General features: G+C 65.2%; 24 protein-coding genes. 14 read left to right on the forward strand and 10 right to left on the reverse strand.

Going from position 1 to position 25,723, the window contains the following annotated elements:
* Nucleotides 1–2: 2 nt before the first annotated feature.
* The 3 genes from urtC to urtA form a co-directional block, all read right to left on the reverse strand.
* Entirely contained in the window at nucleotides 3–1,172 is a 1,170-nt protein-coding gene (gene urtC / locus I6F38_RS18550) for an urea ABC transporter permease subunit UrtC (protein WP_168858008.1), read from the reverse strand.
* Nucleotides 1,169–2,782, reverse strand: coding sequence for an urea ABC transporter permease subunit UrtB (gene urtB / locus I6F38_RS18555; RefSeq protein ID WP_225161334.1), 1,614 nt, complete (start codon nucleotides 2,780–2,782; stop codon nucleotides 1,169–1,171). The genes urtC and urtB overlap by 4 nt, the downstream gene beginning before the upstream one ends.
* A gap of 106 nt (nucleotides 2,783–2,888) precedes the next feature.
* Nucleotides 2,889–4,217, reverse strand: a complete 1,329-nt coding sequence (gene urtA / locus I6F38_RS18560) for an urea ABC transporter substrate-binding protein (protein WP_057016121.1) — start codon at nucleotides 4,215–4,217, stop codon at nucleotides 2,889–2,891.
* A gap of 531 nt (nucleotides 4,218–4,748) precedes the next feature.
* On the opposite strand from urtA, the gene I6F38_RS18565 reads away from it, so the two are divergent.
* The 3 genes from I6F38_RS18565 to I6F38_RS18575 all read left to right on the forward strand — a co-directional run bounded on the left by I6F38_RS18565 (nucleotide 4,749) and on the right by I6F38_RS18575 (nucleotide 6,977).
* Entirely contained in the window at nucleotides 4,749–6,167 is a 1,419-nt protein-coding gene (locus tag I6F38_RS18565; protein ID WP_225161335.1) for a DEAD/DEAH box helicase, read from the forward strand.
* 24 nt (nucleotides 6,168–6,191) lie between these two features.
* Complete coding sequence (gene infA / locus I6F38_RS18570; RefSeq protein WP_016842649.1) at nucleotides 6,192–6,485, forward strand: translation initiation factor IF-1; 294 nt, start codon at nucleotides 6,192–6,194, stop codon at nucleotides 6,483–6,485.
* 279 nt (nucleotides 6,486–6,764) lie between these two features.
* On the forward strand, nucleotides 6,765–6,977 hold the full coding sequence (locus tag I6F38_RS18575; RefSeq protein WP_016842648.1) for a cold-shock protein: 213 nt from the start codon (nucleotides 6,765–6,767) through the stop codon (nucleotides 6,975–6,977).
* Nucleotides 6,978–7,198: 221 nt separating this feature from the next.
* Here the strand turns inward: I6F38_RS18575 and I6F38_RS18580 are convergent, their stop codons facing one another.
* From I6F38_RS18580 to I6F38_RS18600, 5 genes are all read right to left on the reverse strand, one after another.
* Nucleotides 7,199–7,846 (reverse strand): TadE/TadG family type IV pilus assembly protein, encoded by a 648-nt coding sequence (locus tag I6F38_RS18580; RefSeq protein ID WP_057016120.1) that lies wholly within the window; start codon nucleotides 7,844–7,846, stop codon nucleotides 7,199–7,201.
* A complete protein-coding gene (locus tag I6F38_RS18585; RefSeq protein ID WP_225161336.1) occupies nucleotides 7,837–8,406 on the reverse strand; it encodes a TadE/TadG family type IV pilus assembly protein in 570 nt (189 codons plus the stop codon). Before I6F38_RS18585 ends, I6F38_RS18580 begins: the two co-directional genes overlap by 10 nt.
* A 171-nt stretch (nucleotides 8,407–8,577) precedes the next feature.
* Complete coding sequence (locus I6F38_RS18590; protein WP_057016118.1) at nucleotides 8,578–9,084, reverse strand: pilus assembly protein N-terminal domain-containing protein; 507 nt, start codon at nucleotides 9,082–9,084, stop codon at nucleotides 8,578–8,580.
* Between the two features lie 196 nt (nucleotides 9,085–9,280).
* Nucleotides 9,281–10,726: a hypothetical protein gene (locus I6F38_RS18595; RefSeq protein ID WP_225161337.1), complete on the reverse strand. Its 1,446-nt coding sequence runs from the start codon at nucleotides 10,724–10,726 to the stop codon at nucleotides 9,281–9,283.
* Nucleotides 10,727–10,741: 15 nt separating this feature from the next.
* Nucleotides 10,742–11,572: a sterol desaturase family protein gene (locus I6F38_RS18600; RefSeq protein WP_026192176.1), complete on the reverse strand. Its 831-nt coding sequence runs from the start codon at nucleotides 11,570–11,572 to the stop codon at nucleotides 10,742–10,744.
* Between the two features lie 280 nt (nucleotides 11,573–11,852).
* Between I6F38_RS18600 and I6F38_RS18605 the strand changes: the two genes are divergently transcribed.
* The 9 genes from I6F38_RS18605 to I6F38_RS18645 all read left to right on the forward strand — a co-directional run bounded on the left by I6F38_RS18605 (nucleotide 11,853) and on the right by I6F38_RS18645 (nucleotide 20,604).
* Entirely contained in the window at nucleotides 11,853–12,017 is a 165-nt protein-coding gene (locus I6F38_RS18605; RefSeq protein WP_016842642.1) for a Flp family type IVb pilin, read from the forward strand.
* A 172-nt stretch (nucleotides 12,018–12,189) separates the two neighbouring features.
* Entirely contained in the window at nucleotides 12,190–12,714 is a 525-nt protein-coding gene (locus tag I6F38_RS18610) for a prepilin peptidase (RefSeq protein WP_225161338.1), read from the forward strand.
* A gap of 127 nt (nucleotides 12,715–12,841) precedes the next feature.
* Entirely contained in the window at nucleotides 12,842–13,636 is a 795-nt protein-coding gene (cpaB, locus tag I6F38_RS18615; RefSeq protein ID WP_225161339.1) for a Flp pilus assembly protein CpaB, read from the forward strand.
* 2 nt (nucleotides 13,637–13,638) lie between these two features.
* Complete coding sequence (locus I6F38_RS18620; protein WP_225161340.1) at nucleotides 13,639–15,117, forward strand: type II and III secretion system protein family protein; 1,479 nt, start codon at nucleotides 13,639–13,641, stop codon at nucleotides 15,115–15,117.
* Nucleotides 15,118–15,125: 8 nt separating this feature from the next.
* Complete coding sequence (locus I6F38_RS18625; RefSeq protein WP_225161341.1) at nucleotides 15,126–15,878, forward strand: CpaD family pilus assembly protein; 753 nt, start codon at nucleotides 15,126–15,128, stop codon at nucleotides 15,876–15,878.
* Nucleotides 15,875–17,143 (forward strand): AAA family ATPase, encoded by a 1,269-nt coding sequence (locus tag I6F38_RS18630; RefSeq protein ID WP_018269598.1) that lies wholly within the window; start codon nucleotides 15,875–15,877, stop codon nucleotides 17,141–17,143. Before I6F38_RS18625 ends, I6F38_RS18630 begins: the two co-directional genes overlap by 4 nt.
* A 24-nt stretch (nucleotides 17,144–17,167) precedes the next feature.
* On the forward strand, nucleotides 17,168–18,631 hold the full coding sequence (locus I6F38_RS18635; protein ID WP_225161342.1) for a CpaF family protein: 1,464 nt from the start codon (nucleotides 17,168–17,170) through the stop codon (nucleotides 18,629–18,631).
* Nucleotides 18,632–18,642: 11 nt separating this feature from the next.
* On the forward strand, nucleotides 18,643–19,620 hold the full coding sequence (locus tag I6F38_RS18640; protein WP_092086635.1) for a type II secretion system F family protein: 978 nt from the start codon (nucleotides 18,643–18,645) through the stop codon (nucleotides 19,618–19,620).
* Between the two features lie 9 nt (nucleotides 19,621–19,629).
* Entirely contained in the window at nucleotides 19,630–20,604 is a 975-nt protein-coding gene (locus tag I6F38_RS18645) for a type II secretion system F family protein (RefSeq protein ID WP_225161343.1), read from the forward strand.
* A 171-nt stretch (nucleotides 20,605–20,775) separates the two neighbouring features.
* Here the strand turns inward: I6F38_RS18645 and I6F38_RS18650 are convergent, their stop codons facing one another.
* On the reverse strand, nucleotides 20,776–21,573 hold the full coding sequence (locus I6F38_RS18650) for a tetratricopeptide repeat protein (RefSeq protein ID WP_225161344.1): 798 nt from the start codon (nucleotides 21,571–21,573) through the stop codon (nucleotides 20,776–20,778).
* A gap of 207 nt (nucleotides 21,574–21,780) precedes the next feature.
* Here I6F38_RS18650 and I6F38_RS18655 point away from each other — a divergent pair, with 207 nt between their 5' ends.
* Complete coding sequence (locus I6F38_RS18655; RefSeq protein ID WP_225161345.1) at nucleotides 21,781–23,160, forward strand: leucyl aminopeptidase family protein; 1,380 nt, start codon at nucleotides 21,781–21,783, stop codon at nucleotides 23,158–23,160.
* A complete protein-coding gene (locus I6F38_RS18660) occupies nucleotides 23,153–23,995 on the forward strand; it encodes an NlpC/P60 family protein (RefSeq protein ID WP_225161346.1) in 843 nt (280 codons plus the stop codon). Before I6F38_RS18655 ends, I6F38_RS18660 begins: the two co-directional genes overlap by 8 nt.
* Before the next feature lie 101 nt (nucleotides 23,996–24,096).
* Here the strand turns inward: I6F38_RS18660 and I6F38_RS18665 are convergent, their stop codons facing one another.
* The gene (locus I6F38_RS18665; protein WP_225161347.1) at nucleotides 24,097–25,722 is read right to left on the reverse strand and encodes an ABC transporter ATP-binding protein; all 1,626 of its coding nucleotides are present in this window, start codon (nucleotides 25,720–25,722) and stop codon (nucleotides 24,097–24,099) included.
* Between the last annotated feature and the right edge of the window lies 1 nt (nucleotide 25,723).

The raw sequence follows: 25,723 nt of genomic DNA on the forward strand, positions 1-25,723 counted from the left end.
GCCTACTCCGCCGGGTTCGGTGCGCCGATGCCGTCTTCGCGCGCGGCACTCTCGGCGTCGGGTGAGTTGCGCCGCGCTTTCAGCGGCTCCCACCAGGCGTTGAAGGTACCGACGATGCCCTTGGGCAACAGCAGCGTGACCAGGATGAACAGCGCGCCCAGCATGAACAGCCAGTACGGTGCGAGCGGCCCCGAGGTGAAGAACGTCTTGGCGTAGTTGACGACGACGGCTCCGAGCGCCGCACCGATCAGCGTGCCGCGGCCGCCGACCGCGACCCAGATCACCGCTTCGATCGAATTCGCCGGCGCGAACTCGCTGGGATTGATGATGCCGACCTGCGGCACGTACAGCGCACCGGCGACGCCGGCCATGCACGCCGACAGCGTGAACACGAACAGCTTGTAGGATTCGACACGATAGCCAAGGAAGCGGGTCCGGCTTTCGGCGTCACGCACTGCGATCAGGACCTTGCCGAGCTTCGAGGTCACGATCGCGCGGCAGATCAGGAACGCGATGATCAGCGCAAGGCAGCTCAGCAGGAACAGCGCGGCGCGGGTGCCTTCGGCCTGCACGTTGAAGCCGATGATGTCCTTGAAGTCGGTCAGCCCGTTATTGCCGCCGAAGCCGAAATCGTTGCGGAAGAACGCCAGCAGCAGCGCATAGGTCATCGCCTGCGTGATGATCGACAGATACACGCCGGTGACGCGCGAGCGGAAGGCGAGCCAGCCGAAGCAGAAGGCGAGCAGACCCGGCACCAGCAGCACCATCAGTGCCGCGAACCAGAACTTGTCGAAGCCGTACCAGTACCAGGGCAGCTTGCTCCAGTTCAGGAACACCATGAAGTCGGGCAAGATCGGATTGCCGTAGACGCCGCGGCTGCCGATCTGGCGCATCAGGTACATGCCCATCGCGTAGCCGCCCAGCGCGAAGAACGCGCCGTGGCCGAGCGAGAGGATGCCGCAATAGCCCCAGATCAGATCGATCGAGAGCGCGAGGATGGCGTAGCAGACATATTTGCCCCACAGCGCGACCAGATAGGTCGGCACCTGGAACATCGAGCCCTGCGGCAGCAGCAGGTTCGAAAGCGGGATCAGCACGCCGATCGCGGCGACGATCAGGACGAACGCGGTCGCGGCGCGATCGAGCGAACGGGTGAGGATGTGCGGCGTCATGCTTCCACCGCCCGACCCTTGAGCGCGAACAGGCCGCGCGGCCGCTTCTGGATGAACAGGATGATCAGCACCAGGATGGCGATCTTGCCGAGCACCGCGCCTGCGACAGGCTCGAGGAACTTGTTGGCGATGCCGAGCGTGAAGGCGCCGACCAGCGTGCCCCAGAGATTGCCGACGCCGCCGAACACCACGACCATGAAGCTGTCGATGATATAGCTCTGGCCGAGATTCGGGCTGACATTGTCGATCTGCGACAGCGCCACGCCGGCAATGCCGGCGATCCCCGAGCCGAGACCGAAGGTCAGCGCATCGACGCGCGAGGTGGCGATCCCCATCGAGGCCGCCATGCGGCGGTTCTGGGTCACCGCGCGCATCTCGAGGCCAAGCGCGGTGTAGCGCAGCATCGCCAGCAGGATGGCAAACACCGCGAGCGTGAAGCAGAGGATCCACAGCCGGTTATAGGTGATGGTGATCTGGCCGAGCTCGAAGGCACCGCTCATCCAGGAGGGGTTGCCGACCTCGCGGTTGGTCGGGCCGAACGCGGTGCGCACCGCCTGCTGCAACACCAGCGACAGGCCCCAGGTCGCGAGCAGCGTCTCCAGCGGACGGCCGTAGAGGAAGCGGATGATGGTGCGCTCGATCACGACACCGATCAAGCCGGCGACCAGGAAGGCGAGCGGCACCGCGATCAGCAGCGAGTAGTCGAACAGCGCAGGATAGCGGCTGCGGATCACCTCCTGCACCACGAAGGTGGTGTAGGCCCCGAGCATCACCATCTCGCCATGCGCCATGTTGATGACGCCCATCACGCCGAAGGTGATGGCAAGCCCGATCGCGGCGAGCAGCAGCACCGAGCCGAGTGACAGGCCGTACCACGCATTCTGCACCATCGACCACATCGCCAGATTGCTCTGGATCGAGGACACCGCGCTCGCGGCGGCGTTGGCGACCAGCGGCGGCTGGTCGGCGCCGAGGGCGGTGAGCAGCGCCAGCGCCTCCTGATCGCCGCGCGCCTTGACCACGGCGACGGCGTCGAGCTTGTCGCTGTCGGATGCGTCCGACTTGAACAGGATGATGGCGGCGCGCGCCTCGGCGAAGGCCTGCTTGACCGGCTTGACGCTCTCCTTGGCGAGCGCGCTCTCCACCGTCGGCAGCACATTCTCCTCGTGGCTCTTGAACACCGACTGCGCGGCGGCGAGCCGCTTGGCCGGATCCGGCGACAGCAGCGTCAGGCCGCCGAGCGCGGCCTCCACGGTGCGGCGCAGGCGATTGTTGAGGCGGACGGCGGCGGCGTTGTCGGGCAGCTTGTCGACCGCAGCACCCGTGGCGGCGTCGACGATCTTGCCGTCGGTCCGCGTGATGAAGACCTTCTTGCTGTCGGGATCGGCCGAGAGCCGGCCGTCCTGCAGCGCGCTGATGATGGGCGAGGCCAGCGCATTGCCCGACGCGGCGACCTCACCGATCGCAGCCTCGGTGTCGGAGAACTCGTCATTGGCGAATTTGGCGACCGAATCCTCGAACGGACCGGCCAGCGCCGGCACTGTGAGGCAGCTCAGCAGCAGGATCGAGAGAAACAGCGCACGAAAACGATCAATACAATTGGCGAACACGTCAGTACCCCGGCAGGAGTGTGAGGAGAAGGCGGCGAGCTGTGCCGCCTTCTCCAGGTTCTTGGATGGTTGTGTTGTGTCGTTGATCAGCTCAGGAGCCCTGTTGTCAGGAACCCTGGCCGCCGCACTTGTTGGTCTTGGTGTTGAAGTTGCCGCACTTCTTGCCGACCCAATCGCCGATCAGGTCCTTGGAGCCCTCGAGCTCCTTCGACCAGGCGTCGCCGGCCACCAGGCCCGGGGTCTTCCAGACCACGTCGAACTGGCCGTTGCCCTTGATCTCGCCGATGAACACCGGCTTGGTGATGTGATGGTTCGGCAGCATCTGCGACACGCCGCCGGTCAGGTTCGGCGCCTCGATGCCGGGAAGCGCATCGATCACCTTGTCCGGATCGGTCGACTTCACCTTCTCGACCGCCTTCACCCACATGTTGAAGCCGATGTAGTGCGCTTCCATCGGATCGTTGGTCACGCGCTTCGGGTTCTTGGTGTAGGCCTGCCACTCCTTGATGAACTTCTCGTTCGCCGGGGTCTTGATCGACTCGAAGTAGTTCCAGGCGGCGAGATGGCCGAGCAGCGGCTTGGTGTCGATGCCGGCGAGCTCTTCCTCGCCGACCGAGAACGCGACCACCGGGATCTCGGTCGCCTTGATGCCCTGGTTGCCGAGCTCCTTGTAGAACGGAACGTTGGCGTCGCCGTTGATGGTCGAGACCACCGCGGTCTTCTTGCCGGCCGAGCCGAACTTCTTGATGTCGGCCACGATCGTCTGCCAGTCGGAGTGACCGAACGGCGTGTAGTTGATCATGATGTCGTCCTGGGCGACGCCCTTCGACTTCAGATAGGCTTCCAGGATCTTGTTGGTGGTGCGCGGATAGACGTAGTCGGTGCCGGCCAGCACCCAGCGCTTCACCTTCTCTTCCTTCATCAGATAGTCGACCGCCGGGATCGCCTGCTGGTTCGGCGCCGCGCCGGTGTAGAACACGTTGCGCTCGGACTCCTCGCCCTCATACTGTACCGGGTAGAACAGGATGTTGTTCAGCTCCTTGAACACCGGGAGCACGGATTTGCGCGACACCGAGGTCCAGCAGCCGAACACGACCGCGACCTTGTCCTTGGTGATCAGCTCGCGGGCCTTTTCGGCGAACAGCGGCCAGTTCGAAGCGGGGTCGACCACGACGGGCTCGAGCTTCTTGCCGAGCACGCCGCCCTTCTTGTTCTGCTCGTCGATCAGGAAAAGGATCGTGTCCTTCAGCGTGGTTTCGCTGATGGCCATGGTGCCCGACAGCGAGTGAAGGATGCCAACCTTGATGGTGTCGTCGGCCGCTTGCGCGGGCGCGAGGGACGAGGACGCAGCCAGGCCCAAAACCAGGCCGGCCGTCGCCGCGAGCGCGCGGCGGCGGGTCATCGTCGTTATTTTGTGAGAAAGCTGAGTAAGCATGAAATGTCGTCTCCCTGACGCAGGCGTGGAACGCTGCGAACGGCCGCTTGGCCGCCTGCGGTTAATGGAATCGCAAGAACTGTGCCACGGTGCGCGGGCACCGTAAGCCGATGAACCGGCTGGATAATTTCATCGGTTCCGGGCAAATACGGAAGCCGACTGCTCAATCATTGAGCCGCCAACTTGACTGCCGAAAGAGCAATCAGATTATTTTGTAGGCAAAATCGCCGTCTTGGCTAAATTTACGGCATCGATTTGTGACAGTTTGCGCGATGGTTCAGCGAACTCCAGGCACCAAAGACGGCGATCTCATCTTGAAACCGCCCAGTTCCTGGTCCATATCCTCGCCATGCCCGCGACATCGCGGTGCCTTCGCGAGCTGCGTGTTCAAGCTGCCCCAAGCGGCTTCTGGCTCGCCTTTCAGCTAACCCAGCTTGACGCCCCAGACACGCGGGTGTCCCCGAATGCCTTCCTGCGCTTCCGGCCGATATGGGCCGGGACGACGACGGCTTTTATGGAAAGAACCACCTTTTGACCTCCTTTCAGGATTTCGGCCTCGCCGATCCCATCGCCCGCGCGCTCCGAGAAGAAAATTATCTCACGCCGACCCCCATCCAGGCCCAGACCATCCCGCTAGCCCTTGCCGGCCGCGACGTCGTCGGCATCGCCCAGACCGGTACCGGCAAGACCGCCTCCTTCGCGCTGCCGATCCTGCACCGGCTGCTCGAGAACCGCGTCCGCCCGCAGCCCAAGAGCTGCCGCGTGCTGGTGCTCTCGCCGACCCGCGAACTGTCCGGGCAGATCCTCGACAGTTTCAACACCTATGGCCGCCACATCCGGCTGTCCTCGACGCTCGCCATCGGCGGCGTGCCGATGGGCCGCCAGGTCCGTTCCCTGATGCAGGGCGTCGAGGTGCTGGTCGCCACCCCCGGCCGCCTGCTCGATCTCGTGCAGAGCAACGGGCTGAAGCTCAACCAGGTCGAGTTCCTGGTGCTCGATGAAGCCGACCGCATGCTCGACATGGGGTTCATCAACGACATCCGGAAAATCGTCGCCAAGCTGCCGATCCGGCGCCAGACGCTGTTCTTCTCGGCCACCATGCCCAAGGACATCGCCGAGCTCGCCGAGGCAATGCTGCGCGACCCGGCCCGCGTGGCGGTGACGCCGGTGGCCTCGACGGTGGATCGCATCGCCCAGCGCGCGATCCAGGTCGATTTCGCGGCCAAGCCGACGGTTCTCGCCCAGTTGCTGAAGCAGGAGCCGGTCAACCGCGCCCTGGTCTTCACCCGCACCAAGCACGGCGCCGACAAGGTGGTGAAAAGCCTTGCCAAGGCCGGCATCGAGGCCAATGCGATCCACGGCAACAAGTCGCAGAACCACCGCGAGCGCACGCTGGCGGCGTTCCGTTCCGGCGAGATCCGCACGCTGGTGGCGACCGATATCGCCGCCCGCGGCATCGACGTCGACGGCGTCAGCCACGTGGTGAATTTCGACCTGCCCAATATCCCGGAGACCTACGTCCACCGCATCGGCCGCACGGCGCGCGCCGGCGCCGACGGCGTCGCGATCTCGCTGATCGCCGGTGCCGAGGAGATGGGCTATCTGCGCGATATCGAGCGGCTGATCCGGATTACCGTGCCGCGGGAAGACCGCCGCACACAGGGCGGCCGCGAGGCCGCCGCGCCGGCGCAGGCCACCCACCCGCACCGGGGCGGCCGCTCTGCGCCCCGTGCGCATAATGTCCGTGGGAATGAGGCCGCTCCGGGCGCAAAAGGCCCTCGCCGCCGCCGCCGTCGAGGTGGTAATAATGGCGCGCCGCAGACGAGCCGGGGCGAGTCGCCGCGTCCGTCGCAGGCCGGCAACAGCGAAGGCATTCAGGGCGTCGCCTTCTTGCATCGCGAGAGCCGGCCGAATCCGCAATCCAACCGCAACAACCGACCGAAGCACTAGCCGTCGCTCGATCTGGAGAAACATATGGCTAAGGAAGAGCTGATCCAGTTCGAAGGACTGGTGACCGAAATCCTCCCCGACGCTCGTTACCGGGTGCAACTCGATGCCGGGCACGAGATCGTCGCCTACACCGCCGGCAAGATGAAGAAAAACCGCATCAAGACGCTGGCCGGCGACCGCGTTACGATCGAAATGTCGCCCTACGATCTCGAAAAAGGGCGCCTGATCTTCCGGCACAAGGACGAACGTCCGAGCGGCGCGCCCGGCGGCCCGCCGCGGGGCGGAGCCCAGCGCGGCGGCCAGTTCCGCCGCCGATAAGCGGGGTATTGCAACCGCTGCGGGCATGACGTCCTGATGTCCTGCGCACAATTGGCCGGCGGCTGCGCCGGCCAAAAAATCGCGCACGTCAGGATTGTTTTCAGGATTGTTTTGAAGCCTTCTATCGAATAATATCCTACCCATCGATTTTCGGCCGGACGACATTAGCCAATACCGGTACAGCCGGTTCAGACGCTGACGACCCTTCCAAAAATTCGATCTCACCACCCCGCCGATCAGCGGGTCTTGAACTTGTATATCTGAGAAGGGACTACCCACGTGAGCATGGGAACCGTGAAGTGGTTTAACGCGACCAAGGGCTACGGCTTCATCCAGCCGGATGAAGGCGGGAACGACGTGTTCGTGCACATCAGTGCAGTCGAGCGCGCCGGCCTTGGCACTCTGCGTGAAGGCCAGAAGATCTCCTACGAGATCGTGGCTGACCGCCGTTCCGGCAAATCCTCGGCCGACAATCTGCGCGCCGCCGGATAAGCCGATTTCCCGGGAGCGCGAAGCTCCAGGAAATTGTCGCTAAAGCATCAAGGGCCGCACCTTCGGGTGCGGCCCTTTTTGTCTGGATTGCCAACCGGCGTCCGCGTCGTTCGAAAGCTCTAGAGCTTTTCCCGTTCCGATGGAATCGGAACGGGGCTCTAGATTCTTGTTTTGACGCGTTTTCTCCACGCGAACCGGCATCCACTTCGCTCGAAAACGCTCTAATAGGTCGAGCAGGTCGTCGGCATGGTGGCGGACGTCGGGGCATAGAACACGCAAACCGACTGCCGCGGCCTTGTGAAGGCGACATCGGTGAGATTGATGCCGCTCTTGGCCATCACATAGCCGACCGTCGGAACGTATTTGTAGCTGACTTCGCTGAAGATCAGATATGTGCCCGCAACCAGCAGCGCCGCCGGAACGACGCTGGTCACGACATCACCCTGGCTGCGGCTTGAGGCCGTCAATGTGGCCTGGGTGGCGCCCGTCGCCATCACCCCCGCCTTGCTCCACTGGATCCGGGCGACCTTCGAGGCATCGACGTAGATTTCCGACAAGGTGACCTTGGTCGGCGTCGGATCGTACGGCGTCATGATGCCGACGCTGGCACTGAAGAAGTTCTGCAGGTCGGCATCCACCACCTGCGTCGACTGCGAGGTCAGGTCCGACGCGGCGCGCGCCATAAGCGTGACCTTGCGGTCGACCGCGACACCGGATGAAAACTCGACGGTGCCGAAGAACAGCACCAGCATCAGCGGCAGGACGAAAGCGAACTCGACGGCAGCAAGGCCCCGGCGGTCATTGCAGAGGGCCGCGACGGAGCGCAGCAAGGCCGCGGCCTGGGTTTTCATGACGTTGCTCATGAGCATGTCGCCCCGGCGGTCCCGGATGGCTCGTTCTTGAATGTCGCGGTCGCGGTCAGCAGCCGCTTGCCGTTGGCGAGGTTGGCGACATTGAAGCCAAGCTTGGTGACGAACAACGGCCACTGATAGAACAGCCGGACCACCACGACGTCGCCGTCCTTGCCGGGACACCATTTCATGGCCGGAATGAATGCGTTGTTGGAATCGATTGGAGGCGCGATGTTGACGCTGCTGAAGCCCGTTGCCGCGGGGTAGCTGCGCACGTCGACCGATATGCCGTTGGCGCAATCGAACAGCGGGTTGACCTGGCCGCAGACGAAGTCCTTGAACTGCTGCTGGGTATAGCTGGCGCCCTGCGCCTGACCGGTCATGATCATGCGCGCCGAATCCTGCGTCACCGTCTCCAGCACCTGGCTCGCAAAGAAGATCATCGCCACTTCGATGATCGCAAACAGCAGTCCGAAAAACAGCGGCGCGACCATCGCGAATTCGACCGCGGTCGCGCCACGGCGGTTTCTGCGAAAGCGATGGAGGAGGCGCGTGAAGGAATGAGCGGGCAGCGGCATCAACGACCCCGGATCAACATAGCGGCAACAACTACCCAAGACTCATTGTCGAAGTATTTCGCCGGATCGAGACAGGGCGACCCGATCCGTCAGGCTTTTCTTAACCATGTCGGATGAACCGCCTGCGGCCGGCGGCTGCCCCGGCGTGCGAAGCGCCGGCGCGGACACGCGCTAGTTCTGCGGCTTCGCGGCCGCGCCCGAGCCGGAGGCCTGGCTGTTGAGCGAGCCGGCCTGGTCCATGGTCGACTTGAAGTAGGTCTCGCCGTCGCCGAGGGTGATGCGGCGCTGGCAGACCGGCATGCAGCTGTAGGTCTCGCGATCGACGCCGCGATAGACGGTGACAAGCTGGTCGGTCGGACCTTCGACCTGGATCTGGCGATCCACCAGCACCTGGCCGGTGCGGTCGAGTGCGATGAAGTTGGTCGCGCCGTAGCCCTTGCCGGTCACGACGACAACGCCGCCATTCTGCAGGGTGACGTCGGCGATCAGCGGGTTGCCGACCACGATGGTGGAGATGCCGCCGGGCAGCTTGACGAGCTTGGCCTGATCGACATTGACCGCAATCCGGTCCGGATCCGGCGCGGCCGTTGCGAATGCGGGCCACAGCAGAACGGCTGCGGCCAGCGAGATGAATCCAATGCGCGCGACGGCGCCAATACGCTGGAATTGAAACGACATACCTTACCCCGGGACGTTAACAAGCCGGCAAAAGCGATACGCAGCGGACCGGCGCCCGACGCAGGCAAATCTGACGGCAATTCATTTAAGAAGAGCAAAAATCGACCGCTGAATTGCGCGGATGTCACGACTTCTGGAACGGATCGACCAACGGCCCGGTGATCCCGCGGAAAAACGCCCCCGCGGGGACCGCCGCCTAGCCGGCACCACGCACATGCACCACCACGCGATCGTCGGCGTAGAGGCGCTGCCATCCATCGATGTGATCGAGAAACTTGGAGGCGGGCGTTGCCGGATCGAGCATCACCGCATCGATTCTGTAGGTCTTGAGCAGGTCGAGGAAGCCGTTGACGTCCTTGAGCTGGAGCGCACGGTAATACGCCATCTCGAATTTCTCGCCGTAAAGCTCGGCACGGCCGTCGATGAACACCGGCACCTGGCGCCAGATCAGATAGCCGCCGAACTGCAGATCATTGAGCACGCGCTGCACGTTGTGCGCCTTCAGCGCGTCGACGGCGGCAGCGGGCGAATGGATCGTCGGCGGCGACATGTCCCGACGCGCCGCGATGAACCAGGTCGCGGCGCAGAGCACGGCGATCAGCATCACGGCCGGCGTGGCCTTCAACCGGACCACGCTTGCGGCACGCAGGCCGAACTGGGTTGCCACCGGCGTCAGCACAGCCAGCGGCAACAGCAGGGCGAAGAGCTCGAGATTCCTGACATGGGATAGCGCCATGTGCAGCAGGCCCAGCGCCAGGGCGATCCGCGGCAGGGGCAGCTTCACCCCGCAATAGAGCGCCCCGCCGATCAGGCCGAGAATGGCCAGCTCGAACGCATCGACGTGGCTGAAACTCGCCGGCATCCACTCCGTGATGAGATGCAGCAGTTCACCGAGGCTGAGAATCTTCAGCGAGGCGAGGATCGTTCCCCAGCCATAGGGCGTCACGCAGCACGCGGCCAGCGCGCCGAGGCCGAATGCGGCCCAGCGCAGCGCCAGCGGCAATCTTTGCGCCGGCGCGGCGTTCCACAGCGCATCGAGCGCGAAGGCGCCGGCCAGCACCAGGCCAAACAGAAAGCCGCCATGCAGATTGGCCCAGAGCGCGATCAGCGGCAGCAGCCAGAACGAGGGGGCCTCGCGGCGTTCGCTGGCGACCATCAGGCCGTTCGCCCAGACCATCATGATCGGCAGCGCAAGCACATGCGGACGGGCCAGCAGATGCGCGCATGTCAGCACCAGCGCCGCCAGCGCGATCAGGCTGGCGTAGATCGCCGGCAGCGCGCGGCTGAGGATCGCGGTGAGCAGTGCGAAGGTGGCGGCGCCGCAGCCCGCGGCCAGCGCCGCGGGCCCGGTCCACCCGGCAAGGTCGTAGGCCTTCGCGAACAGGACCTGCGCCAGCCACGACGACGACACCCAAGGCTCACCCGCTTTGGTGAAGGAATAGATATCGACCGACGGCAATGCGCGGTGGTCGAGGATCCACCGGCCGACGGCAATCTGCCAGTAGGTGTCGGAATCGGCGAGCAGCCTGTCGCCGACGACCAGCAGCAGCGCATAGACGCCGCACGCCATCCAGAACCAGGCCGGGACTTCGGCGAACACCGAGGCCCGCGCCTGTGGGATGGTTGCGGTCTCAGCACTCATGCGCGCGCAGTCCGGTCAATGACGGAACGGATAGGCCAGCTGTCCGCCGATTTCGGCCGGCACGCCCTGCTCGGCGTCGACGCCGTAATCATCCGGAAGCTTGCCTTCGGGCATGCGGAATGTCCCGAACAGAATGTCCCATAGCGGAAACGTGCCGGCGAAATTGGTGTCGCCCCCCTCCTCGAGCGCGGTGTGATGCCAGCGATGAAACACCGGCGTGGCGATCACATATTTGAACGGGCCGAGCGTCCAGTTCAGGTTGGCGTGCACGAAGGCGGAGTGGAAGGTGGTGAAGGGACCGACCCACAGCATGATGTTCGGCGAGATGCCGGCCATCAGCAGGATCACATCGACCGAGATCGTGCCGATCAGCAGATTGACGGGATGGAAGCGCGCCGCCGAGATCCATTCGAGATCCTCGGAGGAATGATGAATGGCGTGGTACTTCCAGAAGCCGCCGCCGTGAAACATCCGGTGCAGCCAGTACAGCATGAAGTCGGAGGCGACCAGGAAAATAATCGATTGCAGCCAGAGCGGCAGCTGCGCCAGCGGGCCGTGTCCGTTCTCGTAGAACGAGATCAGCTCGTCGGCACCGTGCACATCGAACACCGCGGCCGCGCCCACCACCAGCAGCCCGATGCGCAGCACGCGGGCGAATACCGGCACGAAGAACCAGTAGCAGATGTCCGTGACCAGCTCGCGCTTCTGCCACCACGGCTTGCCGGGATTGCAGGCCCAGAAGTGGGTCAGCACCGTGAAGAACAGCGCGAGGCCGATCGTGATCGGCACCACCCTCATCATCGTCTGGCCGAGCATCTCGATGACTTCGATCGGAAGGGTGGACATGGCAGCCTCATACTACGGAAGCCCCATGGGTATAGATGTGCGCTTAAGGAGCCGTGAATAGGCGCCGGACGCCGGGTCTCAGCAACAATCTGCAATCCTAGCGATCGGCTTAATGCCAAATTTACTGTGCGCAACATCAGCGGGTTCCCGCAGAGTTTATGCGATCAAATTAACTGCGCCGAAATCGTCCAACACTAGGGTGCCGCAATGGTCACGGTGCTGAGAACGCCGGCGAGACCAAATCTAGTTCGACCAGCCACGTGTACACAGGAGTGATTTTATGAAGAACCTCGTTTCGCGCTTCGTGAAGGACGAATCGGGCGCGACCGCCATCGAGTACGGCCTGATCGCCACCGGTATCGCCATCGCGATCATCGCTGCAGTCAACGGCGTCGGCACGAAGCTCTCGGGTACCTTCAACTCGATCTCGGGCTCGCTGAAGTAAGCCGGCTTCGACGAATTCGCATCAAAGGTCCCGGCAATCCCGGGACCTTTGCTATTTGTCGGGGGCCGATCGGCAGCCTCTGTGGAAGGTGCCGGCAATCCTTTTCCGATTGTTCACCATTGGCCGCTAGCGTCGGGTCTCGACCGCAGCTCCAGCTTGACGGCATGAATTCATGATCCTCGACATCGCACGCTTGATGCTGTTTCCGGCCCTGATGGCCTTTGCGGCGGCGAGCGATCTCCTGACCATGACGATCCCGAACCGGATTTCGCTGGCACTGGTGGCGGGCTTCTTTGTCCTGGCGCCGCTGACCGGGATGGGCGTCCACGAGATGCTCACCCATGCCGGCGCAGGCGCGCTGGTTCTGGTGGTGGCGTTCGGCATGTTCGCGATGGGCTGGGTCGGCGGCGGAGACGCCAAGGTCGCGGCCGCCGCCAGCCTGTGGTTCGGGTTCGAGCACCTGCTGCCCTATCTGGTCTTTGCCTCGCTGTTCGGCGGTGCGCTGACCGTGCTCTTGCTGCAGCTGCGGCAATGGCCATTGCCCTACCCGCTCGCGTCCCAGGCCTGGCTCAGCCGCCTGCACGACAAGCAGACCGGAATTCCCTACGGCATCGCACTAGCCCTCGGCGCCCTCCTGATCTATCCCGAGACGGACTGGATCAAGACGATCGATCTCGCGCACTTCGCCATGCGCTGAGAAAGCAGCGGTAACCGCCCGTTAAGGCGATTTAGATACGCCTCATTAACCATGCTTTGACGAATAGCTGGTCAACTCCCATCACGGCGGCGGCAGCGTCGCGGCGTCATGTGGAAAGTGAAGCGTAATGGATAAGGCCCGCATTCTGGTCCTGGCAATTGCAGGCTGCGCCGGCCTTGCGGCGCTTTATTTGGCGAGCGGAAGCGACGACAAGCCGGCGGCTCCTCCGCCAGTTGCGCAGCTGCCGACCGTCGACATCCTGGTCGCGCGCTCCGACATCGGCCTCGGCCAGGCAGTGAAGGCCGAAGATCTGCAGTGGCAGACCTGGCCGGCGGCGACCGCCAGCGCCAGCTTCATGCGCAAGGACAGCCACGCCGACGCCATCAAGGACGTCACCGGCTCGATCGCGCGCGCCCCGTTCATCCAGGGCGAGCCGATCCGCGAGCAGAAGCTCGTCAAGGCCGACGGAAGCGGCTTCATGGCCGCGATCCTGCCGACCGGCATGCGGGCGGTATCGACTGAAATCTCTCCCGAGACCGGTGCCGGCGGCTTCATCCTGCCGAACGACCGGGTCGACGTCCTGCTGTCGAAGCGGGACAAGAATCCCGACCGCAACGGCGCCGACATCGTCAATTCCGAGGTCATCCTGACCAATATCCGCGTCCTTGCGATCGACCAGGCGCCGAAGGAGAAGGACGGCACCAACGCACTGATCGGCAAGACGGTGACGCTGGAGCTGAAGCCTGACCAGACCGAGACGCTGGCGCGCGCGCGCCAGAGCGGCGTCCTGTCGCTGGCGCTGCGCAGCATCGCCGACAACAACGGGACCGACGTCAGGACCGAAGACAACCACCAGAGACGCGGTGAGACGATCAACGTCATCCGCTTTGGCGTTGCCAACCAGGCAACGATGCAGAAGTGACCATGAGGACACAGGTGATGAAGGGCGGGGCAACTCAACGGACGATGCGGGCCTTCATGGTCCGCGCATTGTCGTTCTCGGCCGTCGCGGCGCTCACGCTCAACCCGGCTCTGACGCCGGTGGTGGCGGGCGACTACCGCGCCGCGCCCGCCGCGGCCGACGGCCAGATGAATGCCCGCTTCCTCTCACTCGGCGTCGGCAAATCGGTGGTGATCGATCTGCCGAGGGACATCAAGGATGTGCTGGTCGCCGATCCCAAGATCGCCAATGCCGTGGTCCGCTCGGCGCAGCGCGCCTACATCATCGGCGCGACGGTCGGCCAGACCAACATCGTGTTCTTCGACGCCGCCGGCCAGCAGATCGCGGCCTATGACATCGCGGTCAAGCGCGACCTCAACGGCGTGCGCGCGGCCCTGCGCGCAGCCCTGCCGAATGCCGATATCCAGATCGAGGGTGTCGGCGAAGGCGTCATGCTGACCGGAAGCGCGGCGAGCCCGATCGAAGCGCAGCAGGCCGGCGAGATCGCCACGCGGCTGGTCGGCAGCGCCGACAAGGTCGTGAACTCCATCACGATTCGCGGCCGCGACCAGGTGATGCTGAAGGTGACGGTCGCCGAAGTCTCGCGCAGCCTGATCAAGCAGCTCGGCATCGACCTCACCGCGAACCTCAACTACGGCACCACCGTGGTGAAGTTCACCAACAACAACCCGTTCACGGCGAACAACGCACCGCTGGTGCCCGGCAACGCCCTCACCACTTCGTTCGGCGCGGCCCCATCGGTGTCGGCGACGCTCCGCGCCATGGAAAGCGCAGGCGTGGTGCGGACACTCGCCGAGCCGAACCTGACCGCGATCTCCGGCGAATCGGCGACCTTCATCTCGGGCGGCGAATTTCCAATTCCGACCGGCGTGACCTGTCAGACGACGACGGGAGGCGCGATCGGGAATTGCGTTCAGACCGTCAGCTTCAAGAAATTCGGCATTTCGCTCAACTTCACGCCCGTGGTGCTGACCGAGGGACGGATCAGCCTGCGCGTGATGACGGAAGTGTCGGAAGTCTCGACCGAGAACTCGCTGACCGGCGGCGCCGGCGGAACAACGATCCCCTCGATCAAGACCCGGCGCGCCGAGACCACGCTGGAAATTCCCTCGGGCGGCTCGATGGCGATGGCCGGCCTGATCCAGGACCAGACCAAGCAGGCAATCAATGGCCTTCCCGGACTGGCGTCGCTGCCGGTGCTCGGAACGCTGTTCCGCAGCCGGGACTTCGTCAACAACCAGACCGAGATGATGGTGCTGGTGACGCCCTATGTCGTTCGCGCGGTGGCGCAGAAGGACCTGTCGCGTCCGGATGACGGCTTCGCCAACGCGTCCGATCCGCAGGCCGACCTGCTCGGCAGCATCAATCGCGTCTACGGCGTGCCCGGCCGCACCGAGCCGGCGCGGAATTACCGCGGCACCTACGGCTTCATTACGGACTGAGGCGGACGATGACACAGACCACATCCAGGACATCCGCCGGTTACCAGCGCGGCATCGCTATCGCCGGAGCGCTCGTCAGCCTCGCGATGACGCTCGGCGCCTGCCAGCACGCCGCCGACAACAGTTTCGCGATGGTGAACGCGCCGGCCGACTATCGCCAGCGTCACCCGATCGCGGTCACCGAGGCTGATCGCTCGATCGTGGTCTTCGTCGGCCGCAGCCGCGGCGGCCTGACCGCCGAGCAGCGCGCCGAGGTGATGGGGATGGCGCAGGACTGGATGCGCGAGGGGACCGGCGCCGTCACCATCGACGTTCCCGCCGACACGCCGAACGCACGGACCGCCCAGGAATCGCTGCGCGAGATCCAGGCCACGTTCGCCGCCGCCGGCGTGCCGCCGCGCGGGATCCTCGTTCGCAAATACCATCCCGAGGATCCGCGCCAGATGCCCGCGATCCGCGTGAACTATCCAAAGATGAAAGCGGTCGCCGGGCCGTGCGGCCTCTGGCCGGAAGATCTCGGCCCGTCGATCCACAACGGGTCCTACATCGAGAACAAGCAGTACTACAATTTCGGCTGCGCCAATCAGCGCAACCTCGCAGCCATGGTCGAAGACCCGACCGACCTCGTGCAGCCGCGCGCGGAGACCCCTGCCTATACGTCGCGTCGTAACATCGCCTTCGACAAGTATCGCAAGGGCACCACCACCGCCACGAGTTATCCCGAGTCCGACAGGGCCAAGCTAAGCGACACAGGAAAATGATCACCTACGCGCAGCAAAACTCCGAAGAGCAGACGGACGCCCCGCCGCAGGCCGTGGACGACCATATTGCTCCGGCGCCACGGGTTTCGGTCCAGGCGTTCTGCGAAACGGTCGAGACCGCTGCCGCCGTCCAGTCGGCCGGCGAGGATCGCCGGCTGGCCAAGGCTCACCTCAAGATCCAGATGGGCGGCATGGCGGCTGCCATCGAGGCCTATCGCTCGGCGCCGACGCCCAATGTCATCATCCTCGAGACCGAGGGCCGCGGCGACATCCTGGCCGGCCTCGATCAGCTCGCAACGGTGTGCGACGCCGGCACCCGCGTGGTCGTGATCGGCCGCGTCAACGACGTGACGCTGTATCGCGAGCTGGTGCGCCGCGGCGTCAGCGACTACGTGATCGCGCCGGCCCATGCGATCGACGTGGTGCGCGCGGTCTGCAACCTGTTCTCGGCGCCGGAAGCCAAGGCGGTCGGCCGCATCGTCGCCGTCGTCGGTGCCAAGGGCGGCGTCGGCGCCTCGACCATCGCCCACAATGTCGCCTGGGCGATTGCCCGCGATCTGGCGCTTGATTCCGTGGTCGCCGACCTCGACCTCGCCTTCGGCACCGCCGGCCTCAACTACAACCAGGATCCCGCGCAGGGCATCGCCGATGCCGTGTTCTCGCCGGACCGCGTCGATACCGCCTTCGTCGACCGCCTGCTGTCGAAATGCACCGACCATCTGAGCCTGCTGGCGGCGCCGGCCACGCTCGACAAGGTCTACGATTTCGGCGCCGAGGCGTTCGATGCGATCTTCGATACGCTGCGGACCACGATGCCCTGCATCGTGCTCGACGTGCCGCATCAATGGTCCGGCTGGACCAAGCGCGCGTTGATCGCGGCCGACGACATCCTGATCGTGGCGGCGCCCGACCTCGCCAATCTGCGCAATGCCAAGAACATGTTCGACCTGCTGAAGGCGTCGCGGCCCAACGACCGCGCGCCGCTGTACTGCCTGAACCAGGTCGGCGTGCCGAAGCGTCCCGAGATCGCGGCCGGTGAGTTCGCCAAGGCGATCGAAAGCCAGCCGATCGCCGCCATCCCGTTCGATCCGCAGATCTTCGGTTCGGCCGCCAATAACGGCCAGATGATCGCCGAGATTTCCGCCAATCACCGCGCGGTCGAGATGTTTCTGCAGATGGCGCAGCGGCTGACAGGCCGCGGCGAGACCAAGAAGCCGAGGGGGTCCTTCCTGTCGCCCCTGCTCGAAAAGCTGCGGTCCAAATAGTGGTCCGCGTGGAGTCACGACGTCGTGTTTGGTAAGCGTAGCGGAAACGATGGGGACGTGCGGGCACCCAAGCCCGCGTTTCAGGCGCCGGAACCTGCCGGCGCGCCGGCGATGTCGCGCGAGTCCGCTGCACCGGCGATCTCGTCGCCGCCGCTGGCACCTAGCAAGCCACCGCCTGCCCCCGCCGTCGAAGCCCGCCGCTCGGACAACTACTACCAGGTCAAGGCGACGATCTTCGGCGCCCTGATCGAGGCGATCGACCTTGCCCAACTCGCCAAGCTGGACAGCGAATCGGCGCGCGAGGAAATCCGCGACATCGTCAACGAGATCATCGCGATCAAGAACATCGTGATGTCGATCGCCGAGCAGGAGGAGCTGCTCGACGACATCTGCAACGACGTGCTCGGCTACGGCCCGCTGGAGCCGCTGCTGTCGCGCGACGACATCGCCGACATCATGGTCAACGGCGCAGGCACCGTGTTCATCGAAGTCGCCGGCAAGATCCAGCGCACCGGCATCCGCTTTCGCGACAACCAGCAGCTGCTCAACATCTGCCAGCGTATCGTCAGCCAGGTCGGCCGGCGCGTCGACGAATCCTCGCCGATCTGCGACGCCCGCCTCGCCGACGGTTCGCGCGTCAACGCCATCGTGCCGCCGCTGGCGATCGACGGGCCCGCGCTCACCATCCGCAAATTCAAGAAGGACAAGCTGACGCTGGAGCAGCTCGTCAAGTTCGGCGCGATCACCCCCGAAGGGGCGACCATCCTGCAGATCATCGGCCGCGTCCGCTGCAACGTGATCATCTCCGGCGGCACCGGCTCGGGCAAGACCACGCTGCTGAACTGCCTGACCAACTATATCGAGCACGACGAACGCATCATCACCTGCGAAGACGCCGCCGAGCTTCAGCTGCAGCAGCCGCATGTGGTGCGGCTGGAAACCCGGCCGCCGAACATCGAAGGCGAGGGCCAGGTGACGATGCGCGAACTGGTCCGCAACTGCCTGCGTATGCGCCCGGAGCGCATCATCGTCGGCGAAGTCCGCGGACCCGAAGCGTTCGACCTGTTGCAGGCCATGAATACCGGCCACGACGGCTCGATGGGCACGCTGCACGCCAACAATCCCCGCGAAGCACTGTCGCGCTGCGAATCCATGATCACCATGGGCGGCTTCTCGCTTCCGTCACGCACCATTCGCGAGATGATCTGCGCCTCGGTCGACATCATCGTGCAGGCCGCGCGCCTGCGCGACGGTTCGCGCCGCATCACGCACATCACCGAGGTGATGGGCATGGAAGGCGATACCATCATCACCCAGGATATCTTCCTCTACGACGTGGTCGGGGAAGACGCCAACGGCAAGATCATCGGCAAGCACCGCTCGACCGGCATCGGCCGGCCGCGCTTCTGGGAACGTGCGCGCTACTACAATGAAGAGAAGCGGCTTGCGACGGCGCTGGATGCCTCCGACGCGCCGGCGCCGGTCTAGGGGAACGCAGGATGCAGATGCAAACTCTGGCTCTCGCCTTCCTCGCCGCCACGACGGTGGGCGGCATCGCCTGGGTCTTCCTGTATCCCTACCTTTCGGGGGAGAAGAAGGCCGAGTCGCGGCGCGCATCGGTGGCGCGCAGCGAACCCACGACGACACGAAACGCCGACCGCACGCAGCGCTCCCGCCGCGAGCAGGTCGAAGGATCGTTGAAGGAGCTCGAGGCACGGCGGCAGAAGGACAAGAGGGTTCCGCTCGGCGTGCGGATCTCGCAGGCCGGACTGGGGTGGTCGGAGCAGAAGTTCTGGATGATCTCCGGCGCTCTCGGCCTGTTCGGGTTCGGCGCGGCGTTCCTGGCCGGCGGCGGCATGCTCGGCGCGGCCGGCATCGGCTTTGCCATGGGTCTCGGCGCGCCGCGCTGGCTGCTCGGCTTCCTGAAGAAGCGGCGGGAAAAGGCTTTCCTGAAGGCGCTGCCTGACGCCGTCGACGTCATCGTGCGCGGCATCAAGGCCGGCCTGCCGCTGTTCGAATCGCTCAAGGCGGTCGTCAACGACGCGCCGGAGCCGCTGCGCAGCGAATTTCTCGCCATCATCGAGACCCAGGCGATCGGCATGCCGCTCGGCGAAGCCTGCTCCCGGCTCTACGAGCGGATGCCGCTGCCGGAGGCCAACTTCTTCGGCATCGTGATCGCGATCCAGCAGAAGTCCGGCGGCAATTTGTCGGAAGCGCTCGGCAACCTGTCGAGGGTACTGCGCGACCGCAAGAAGATGGCCGAGAAGATCCAGGCGATGTCGATGGAAGCGAAGGCCTCCGCCGCCATCATCGGCTCACTGCCGCCGATCGTGATGATCCTCGTGTTCCTGACGACGCCGGACTACATCGCCCTGCTGTGGACGAATTCGATGGGCCAGCTCATGCTGGTCGCCTGCGCGATCTGGATGTCGATGGGCGTGCTGGTGATGAAGAAGATGATCAATTTCGATTTCTGACGGTGCAGCATGATTGATTTTCTGGTCGCCAAGCTCCACGACGTCAGGTTCATGACCATGCTGCTTGCCTTCTTCGCGGCAAGCGCGACGGTCTACACGCTGGTGATGCCGCTGCTCGCCGGCGGCGATCTCAACAAGCGCATGAAGGCGGTCGCCAGCGAGCGCGAGCGTCTGCGGCAGCGCGAGCGCGAACGTCTCTCCAAGACCGAGAAGGTGGCGCTGCGGCAGTCGCCGAAGCAGGTCGTCTCCCGGGTGGTGGACGATCTCAACCTCACCAAATGGCTGGCCCAGGAAGCGGCGCTCGAGAAGCTGGTGATGGCGGGCTATCGCGGCCACGCTCCCTACGTCACCTTCCTGTTCGCCCGCGCGGTGACGCCGATCGTGATGCTGCTCGGCGCGATCATCTATACGTTCTTCATTGCCGGCGCGAACTGGTCGCTCACGCTCAAGATCGGCATTTGCGTCGGCGCGGCCTATGCCGGCCTGCAGGCGCCGATGCTGTTCCTGAAGAACGCGATCGCCAAGCGCCAGCTCCAGATCAAGCGCGCCTTCCCGGATTCGCTCGATCTGCTGCTGATCTGCATCGAGTCGGGCATGTCGGTCGAGGTCGCGTTCCGGAAAGTGGCCAACGAGATCGCCGGCCAATCGGTCGCGCTGTCGGAGGAGTTTGCGCTGACGACCGCGGAACTGTCCTATTTGCAGGATCGCAAGACCGCCTACGAGAACCTGGCGCGCCGCACCGGCCTCGAAGGCGTGAAGTCGGTGTGCATGGCCTTGCAGCAATCCGAACGCTACGGCACGCCGCTCGGCCAGAGCTTGCGCGTGATGGCGCAGGAGAACCGCGACATGCGGATGAACGAGGCCGAGAAGAAGGCCGCAGCACTGCCGCCGAAGCTGACGGTGCCGATGATCCTGTTCTTCCTGCCCTGCCTGTTCATCGTGATCCTCGGGCCGTCCTACATCAAGATCGCCACGATGCATTGAGTTGCCTCGCCTGCGCCGGCTGCCTCTCTCCTTCCCCCTGAAAGGGGGAAGGCCGGGATGGGGGTCAGCCGCAGACACCGCTCCTCGTGGAGAGATGATCCCCACCCGCTTTGCTCTCACGAGCAAAGCGACCTCCCCTTTTCAAGGGGAGGTGGAGCTGCCGCGTTTGGTTTAGTCGTCCTTGGCGACGACCGGCGCCGCACGCGACGCGGTCCGCGGGCCGTCCTTGCGGTTCAGCATGTCGCGGAGATAGGCGACGTTGGCCGCGGCCTCATCCGACGGCAGGTCGGCCTTGACGATCGTTTCCGCCTCCGCGAAGCGGCCCTGCAGGCCGACGACCAGCGCAAGGTTCTGCCGGATCCGGGTGTCGGCGCGAGCGCTGGCATAGGCCTGGCGCAGCGTCTCTTCCGCTTTCGGCAAATCCTTGGTCAGCATGTAGGACAGGCCGAGATTGGACAGCACCGACGGCTCGTCCGGAGCCAGCCTGAGCGCACTGGCGTAATAGCGCCGCGCCTCCTCGTGCCGGTTCATCTTGTCGAGCGTGGTGCCCTGCACCGACAGGATCCGCCAGTCCGGATTGTCCGGGCTGTGCGCGCGGCTCAGCACGTCGAATGCAGCCTGCGAATTGCCGTTGTCGGCCAGCGCGCGGCCATAGGCGGCGAGCAGCGCCTTGTTGCCGGGGTTGGCGATCGTGGCCTGCTCGAGCACGGCGCAGGCCTGCGAGCGCTGGCCGGTCATGCGCAGGGCCTGGCCATAGCCGACCGCGGCGGCGACATCCTTGGGATTCTTGCGATAGCGCTCGCCATAGGCCTCTACAGCGCGGCGCGGATCATCGGGCGTGGGATCGGACCGGGACGTGATCGATCCCGCCACGTCGGACATGGTCTGGCAACCGCCAAGCCCGGCGGCCAGGACCGCCAGAAAGGCTGCGGAAGCGAGATGCCGGGTCAGATTGGACTGTCGACACATGGCACTGTGACTCACGAAATCGGGCGAACGGTTCCAGCCGAGCGTGCCAGCAATAGACTGTTAACCCTAACGTCTGGTTAACTGGCGGCGCCGGCAGCCGACGCACCGGTTCCGGCCCTGCACGTCGCGTGAACCGTTGGCGCGCTACCATCCGCGGCGAAAGCCGTGTAGTAGCCCACCAACGACGCCAGAACAGCCGAGAGCCGCATGCCATCCGTGTTCGAGACCGCCCCCACGACCGCCGCCACGCCGATCACCTTCGTCACCAAGGCGACATGGGATGCGATTCAGGGCGAGCTGCCGGCGCCGGCGCGCCAGTTCGCGGCGGCCAATGGCTTTGCCGCCAAGCCCGGCAAATTGCTCGTCCTGCCGGCGGCAGACGGCGGCATCGCGCAGGTGCTGTTCGGTCTCGAGGACGCCGACCACAAGGCGTGCGATCCGTTCCGGCCCGGCGCCCTGCCCGGCCTGCTGCCGCCGGGCGTCTACCGCTTCGCCAATGCACCGCACGACACCAGGCTTGCCGCACTCGCCTTCGCGCTCGGCTGCTATCGCTTCGGCCGCTATCGCGCGAACAAGGTCCCCGAGGTCCGCCTGGTGCCGCCCGACGGCGTCGACACGGCGGAGATCACCCGGATGGCGGATGCCGCGGCGCTGGCGCGCGACCTCATCAACACGCCGTCCAACGACATGGGACCGGCCGAGCTCGCCGAGGTGGCGCGCGACCTCGCGACGCGGTTCGGTGCGGCCTTCAATTGCATCGACGGCGACGAGCTCGCGCAGAACTTTCCGCTGATCCACGCCGTCGGCATGGCATCGACTCGCGCGCCGCGGCTGATCGAGCTGAGCTGGGGCGACCCCGCCCATCCGAAGGTGACGCTGGTCGGCAAGGGCGTCTGCTTCGACACCGGCGGGCTCGATCTCAAGCCTTCGAGCGGCATGCTCATCATGAAGAAGGACATGGGCGGCGCCGCCAACGTGCTGGCGCTGGCCCAGATGGTGATGGACGCGAAGCTCAAGCTGCGGCTGCGCGTGCTGATCCCGGCGGTCGAGAACGCGGTTGCCGGCAACGCGTTCCGCCCGCTCGACATCTTCAAGTCGCGCAAGGGCATCACCGTCGAGATCGGCAACACCGACGCCGAAGGGCGGCTGGTGCTCGCCGACGCGCTGGCGCTCGCCGACGAGGAGACGCCCGATCTTTTGGTCGATCTGGGCACGCTGACCGGCGCCGCGCGGGTGGCGCTGGGCCCGGATCTGCCGCCGTTCTACACCAATGACGAGGCGCTTGCCGGCGACGTCGCATCTTGTGCGACGAGCGAGAACGACCCGCTCTGGCGGATGCCGCTGTGGCCGGCCTACGACGCCTGGCTCGACTCCAAGACCGCCGACATCACCAATGCACCGTCAGGCGGTTTCGCGGGCTCGATCACCTGCGCGCTGTTCCTGCAGCGCTTCGTCGAGCACGCGAGGAGCTGGCTGCACGTCGACATCTACGGCTGGACGCCATCGGCAAAGCCCGGCCGTCCCGAGGGCGGCGAGTGCCAGGCGGCGCGCGCGATCTACAAATTGCTAAGCCAACGCTATGCATGACCCCCGTCTGACGCCGGCCCGCGACGACCTCGCGGCGAAATATCTCGAGGGCAAGGTCAAGGCGTTGCGTTTCGTCGAAGGCGAAGTGCTCGAGGTCGGCGAGGCCATCGCGCCGCTGCGCCAGGCGCCGGCGAGCGATGCCGAACAGATGACGCAGGCGCTCCGGGGGGAGCGCGTCACGGTGTATGATCGCAACGGCGAAGGCTGGGCCTGGGGCCAGCTCGCCGATGACGGCTATGTCGGCTGGATTCCCGAGGCCGCGCTGGCCAAGCCCGGCGCCGCCTCGACGCACAAGGTCACGGCGCTGCGCACGCTGGCGTTTCCGGGCCCGTCGATCAAGCTGCCGCCGGTCGAGGCACTGGCGATGGGGACAAAGGTCGCCATCGTCCGCGAGGACGGTGCGTTCGCGGTGACTCGCGAGGGCTGGCACCTGCCACGCCGGCATCTCGCGCCGCTCGACACGATGGCAGGTGATTTCGTTGCGATCGCCGAGCAATTCGTCGGCGCACCCTATCTGTGGGGCGGCAAATCGAGCCTCGGCATCGATTGCTCCGGCCTGGTGCAGATCGCGCTGACCGCCGCCGGCACCGGCTGCCCGCGCGACAGCGACATGCAGCAGGAAGGCCTCGGCCGCGAATTGACGACCGCGGAATCCAAACAGCTACAGCGCGGCGACCTGATGTTCTGGAAGGGCCACGTGGCTATTGTGCGCGACGCGACAACGATCGTGCACGCCAACGCGCATCACATGGCAACGGTGGTGGAGAACACGCAGGCTGCCATCGCCAGGATCAAGGCCGCCGGCAGCGAACTCCTCGCGATCAAGCGGCTTTAGCCGATCTTGTAGGATGGGTAGAGCGAAGCGAAACCCATCAAGCTGCTACCGCGCGGAGCAATGATGGGTTTCGCTGCGCTCTACCCATCCTACGAAGCTCGCTACGTCGCCACTGCACCGTCGCCGGCCGCTTCGATGCGGAATGCAGCGGCGAACAGCGCGCGGGTGTAGTCGCTCTTCGGATTCTTGAACAGCTCGGAGGCCGGTCCCTCCTCCTCGACCTTGCCCGATTTCATCACGATCAGATGGCTCGCCAGCGAGGCGACCACGCGCAGATCGTGCGAGATGAACATGTAGGTGAGGTCGCGCTTGCGCTGCAGGTCGCGCAACAGGTCGACCATCTGGGCCTGCAGCAGCATGTCGAGCGCGCTGGTCGGCTCGTCCAGCACGACGAAGTTCGGCTCCAGCACGACCGCGCGCGCGATCGAGATGCGCTGGCGCTGGCCGCCGGAGAATTCGTGCGGATAGCGGAAGCGCCAGTCGGGATCGAGCCCGACATCCTTCATTGCCTTGATCACCCGCGCCTCGCGCTCCTCGCGCGACAGCTGCTTCTGATGCACCTCAAGGCCCTCGGCAATGATGTCGGCCACCGACATGCGCGGGCTGAGCGAGCCGAACGGGTCCTGGAACACGATCTGCATGTCGCGGCGGAACGGCCGCATCTGCTTGAAGCGCAGGCCCTGGATGTCGTTGCCGAGGAACACGATCGGACCATCGGACGAAATCAGCCGGAGCAGCGCGAGCCCGAGCGTGGTCTTGCCGGAGCCGGATTCGCCGACCACGCCGAGGGTCTCGCCCTTGCGCACCGCGAGGCTGACGCCATCGACCGCCTTGATGTGGCCGACGGTCGAGCGGAGCAGCCCGCGCTTGATCGGAAACCAGACCTTGAGATTGTCCGCCGACATCACGACCGCTGCGCCCGGCTGCGGCGGCGCCGGATCGGGCTTCGGCTCGGCCGCGAGCAGCGCCTGGGTATAGGCGTGCTTCGGCGCGGTGAAGACCTGCTCGACCGGCCCCTGCTCGACGATCTTGCCGTTGTTCATCACGCAGACCGTGTCGGCGATGCGGCGGACGATGCCGAGGTCGTGGGTGATGAACAACAGGCTCATGCCGAGCCGCGCGCGGATCTCGGCCAGCAGCGCCAGGATCTGCGCCTGCACGGTGACGTCAAGCGCGGTGGTCGGCTCGTCCGCGATCAACAGATCGGGCTCGTTGGCGAGCGCCATCGCGATCATCACGCGCTGGCGCTGGCCACCGGACAATTGATGCGGATAGCTCTTGAGCCGGGTCTCCGGCTCGGGGATGCCGACCTGGCCCAATAGCTCCAGCGTCCGCGCCCGCGCCGCCGCGCCACTGACGCCCCTGTGCAGCGACAGGATCTCGCCGATCTGGGTCTCGATGGTCTGGAGCGGATTGAGCGAGGTCATCGGCTCCTGGAAGATGATCGAGATGTCGTTGCCGCGAACCTCGCGCATCTCCCGATCGGACGCGGTCAGGAGGTCGCGGCCGCGGAAGCGGATCGCGCCGGTGGGATGCGATGCCGTCGGATAGGGCAGCAGCTTCAGCACCGACAGCGCGCTGACGGATTTTCCCGAGCCGGATTCGCCGACTAGCGCGACGCACTCGCCGCGCTTGATCGAGAACGAGATGCCGTCGACCGCAAGCGAGCGGCCGAAGGCGACCGAGAGGTCGCGGACATCGAGCAAAGGCTGGTTGATCGCGTCCATG

This window comes from Bradyrhizobium sp. BRP56 (assembly GCF_020194035.1).
Lineage (GTDB): Bacteria > Pseudomonadota > Alphaproteobacteria > Rhizobiales > Xanthobacteraceae > Bradyrhizobium > Bradyrhizobium australafricanum.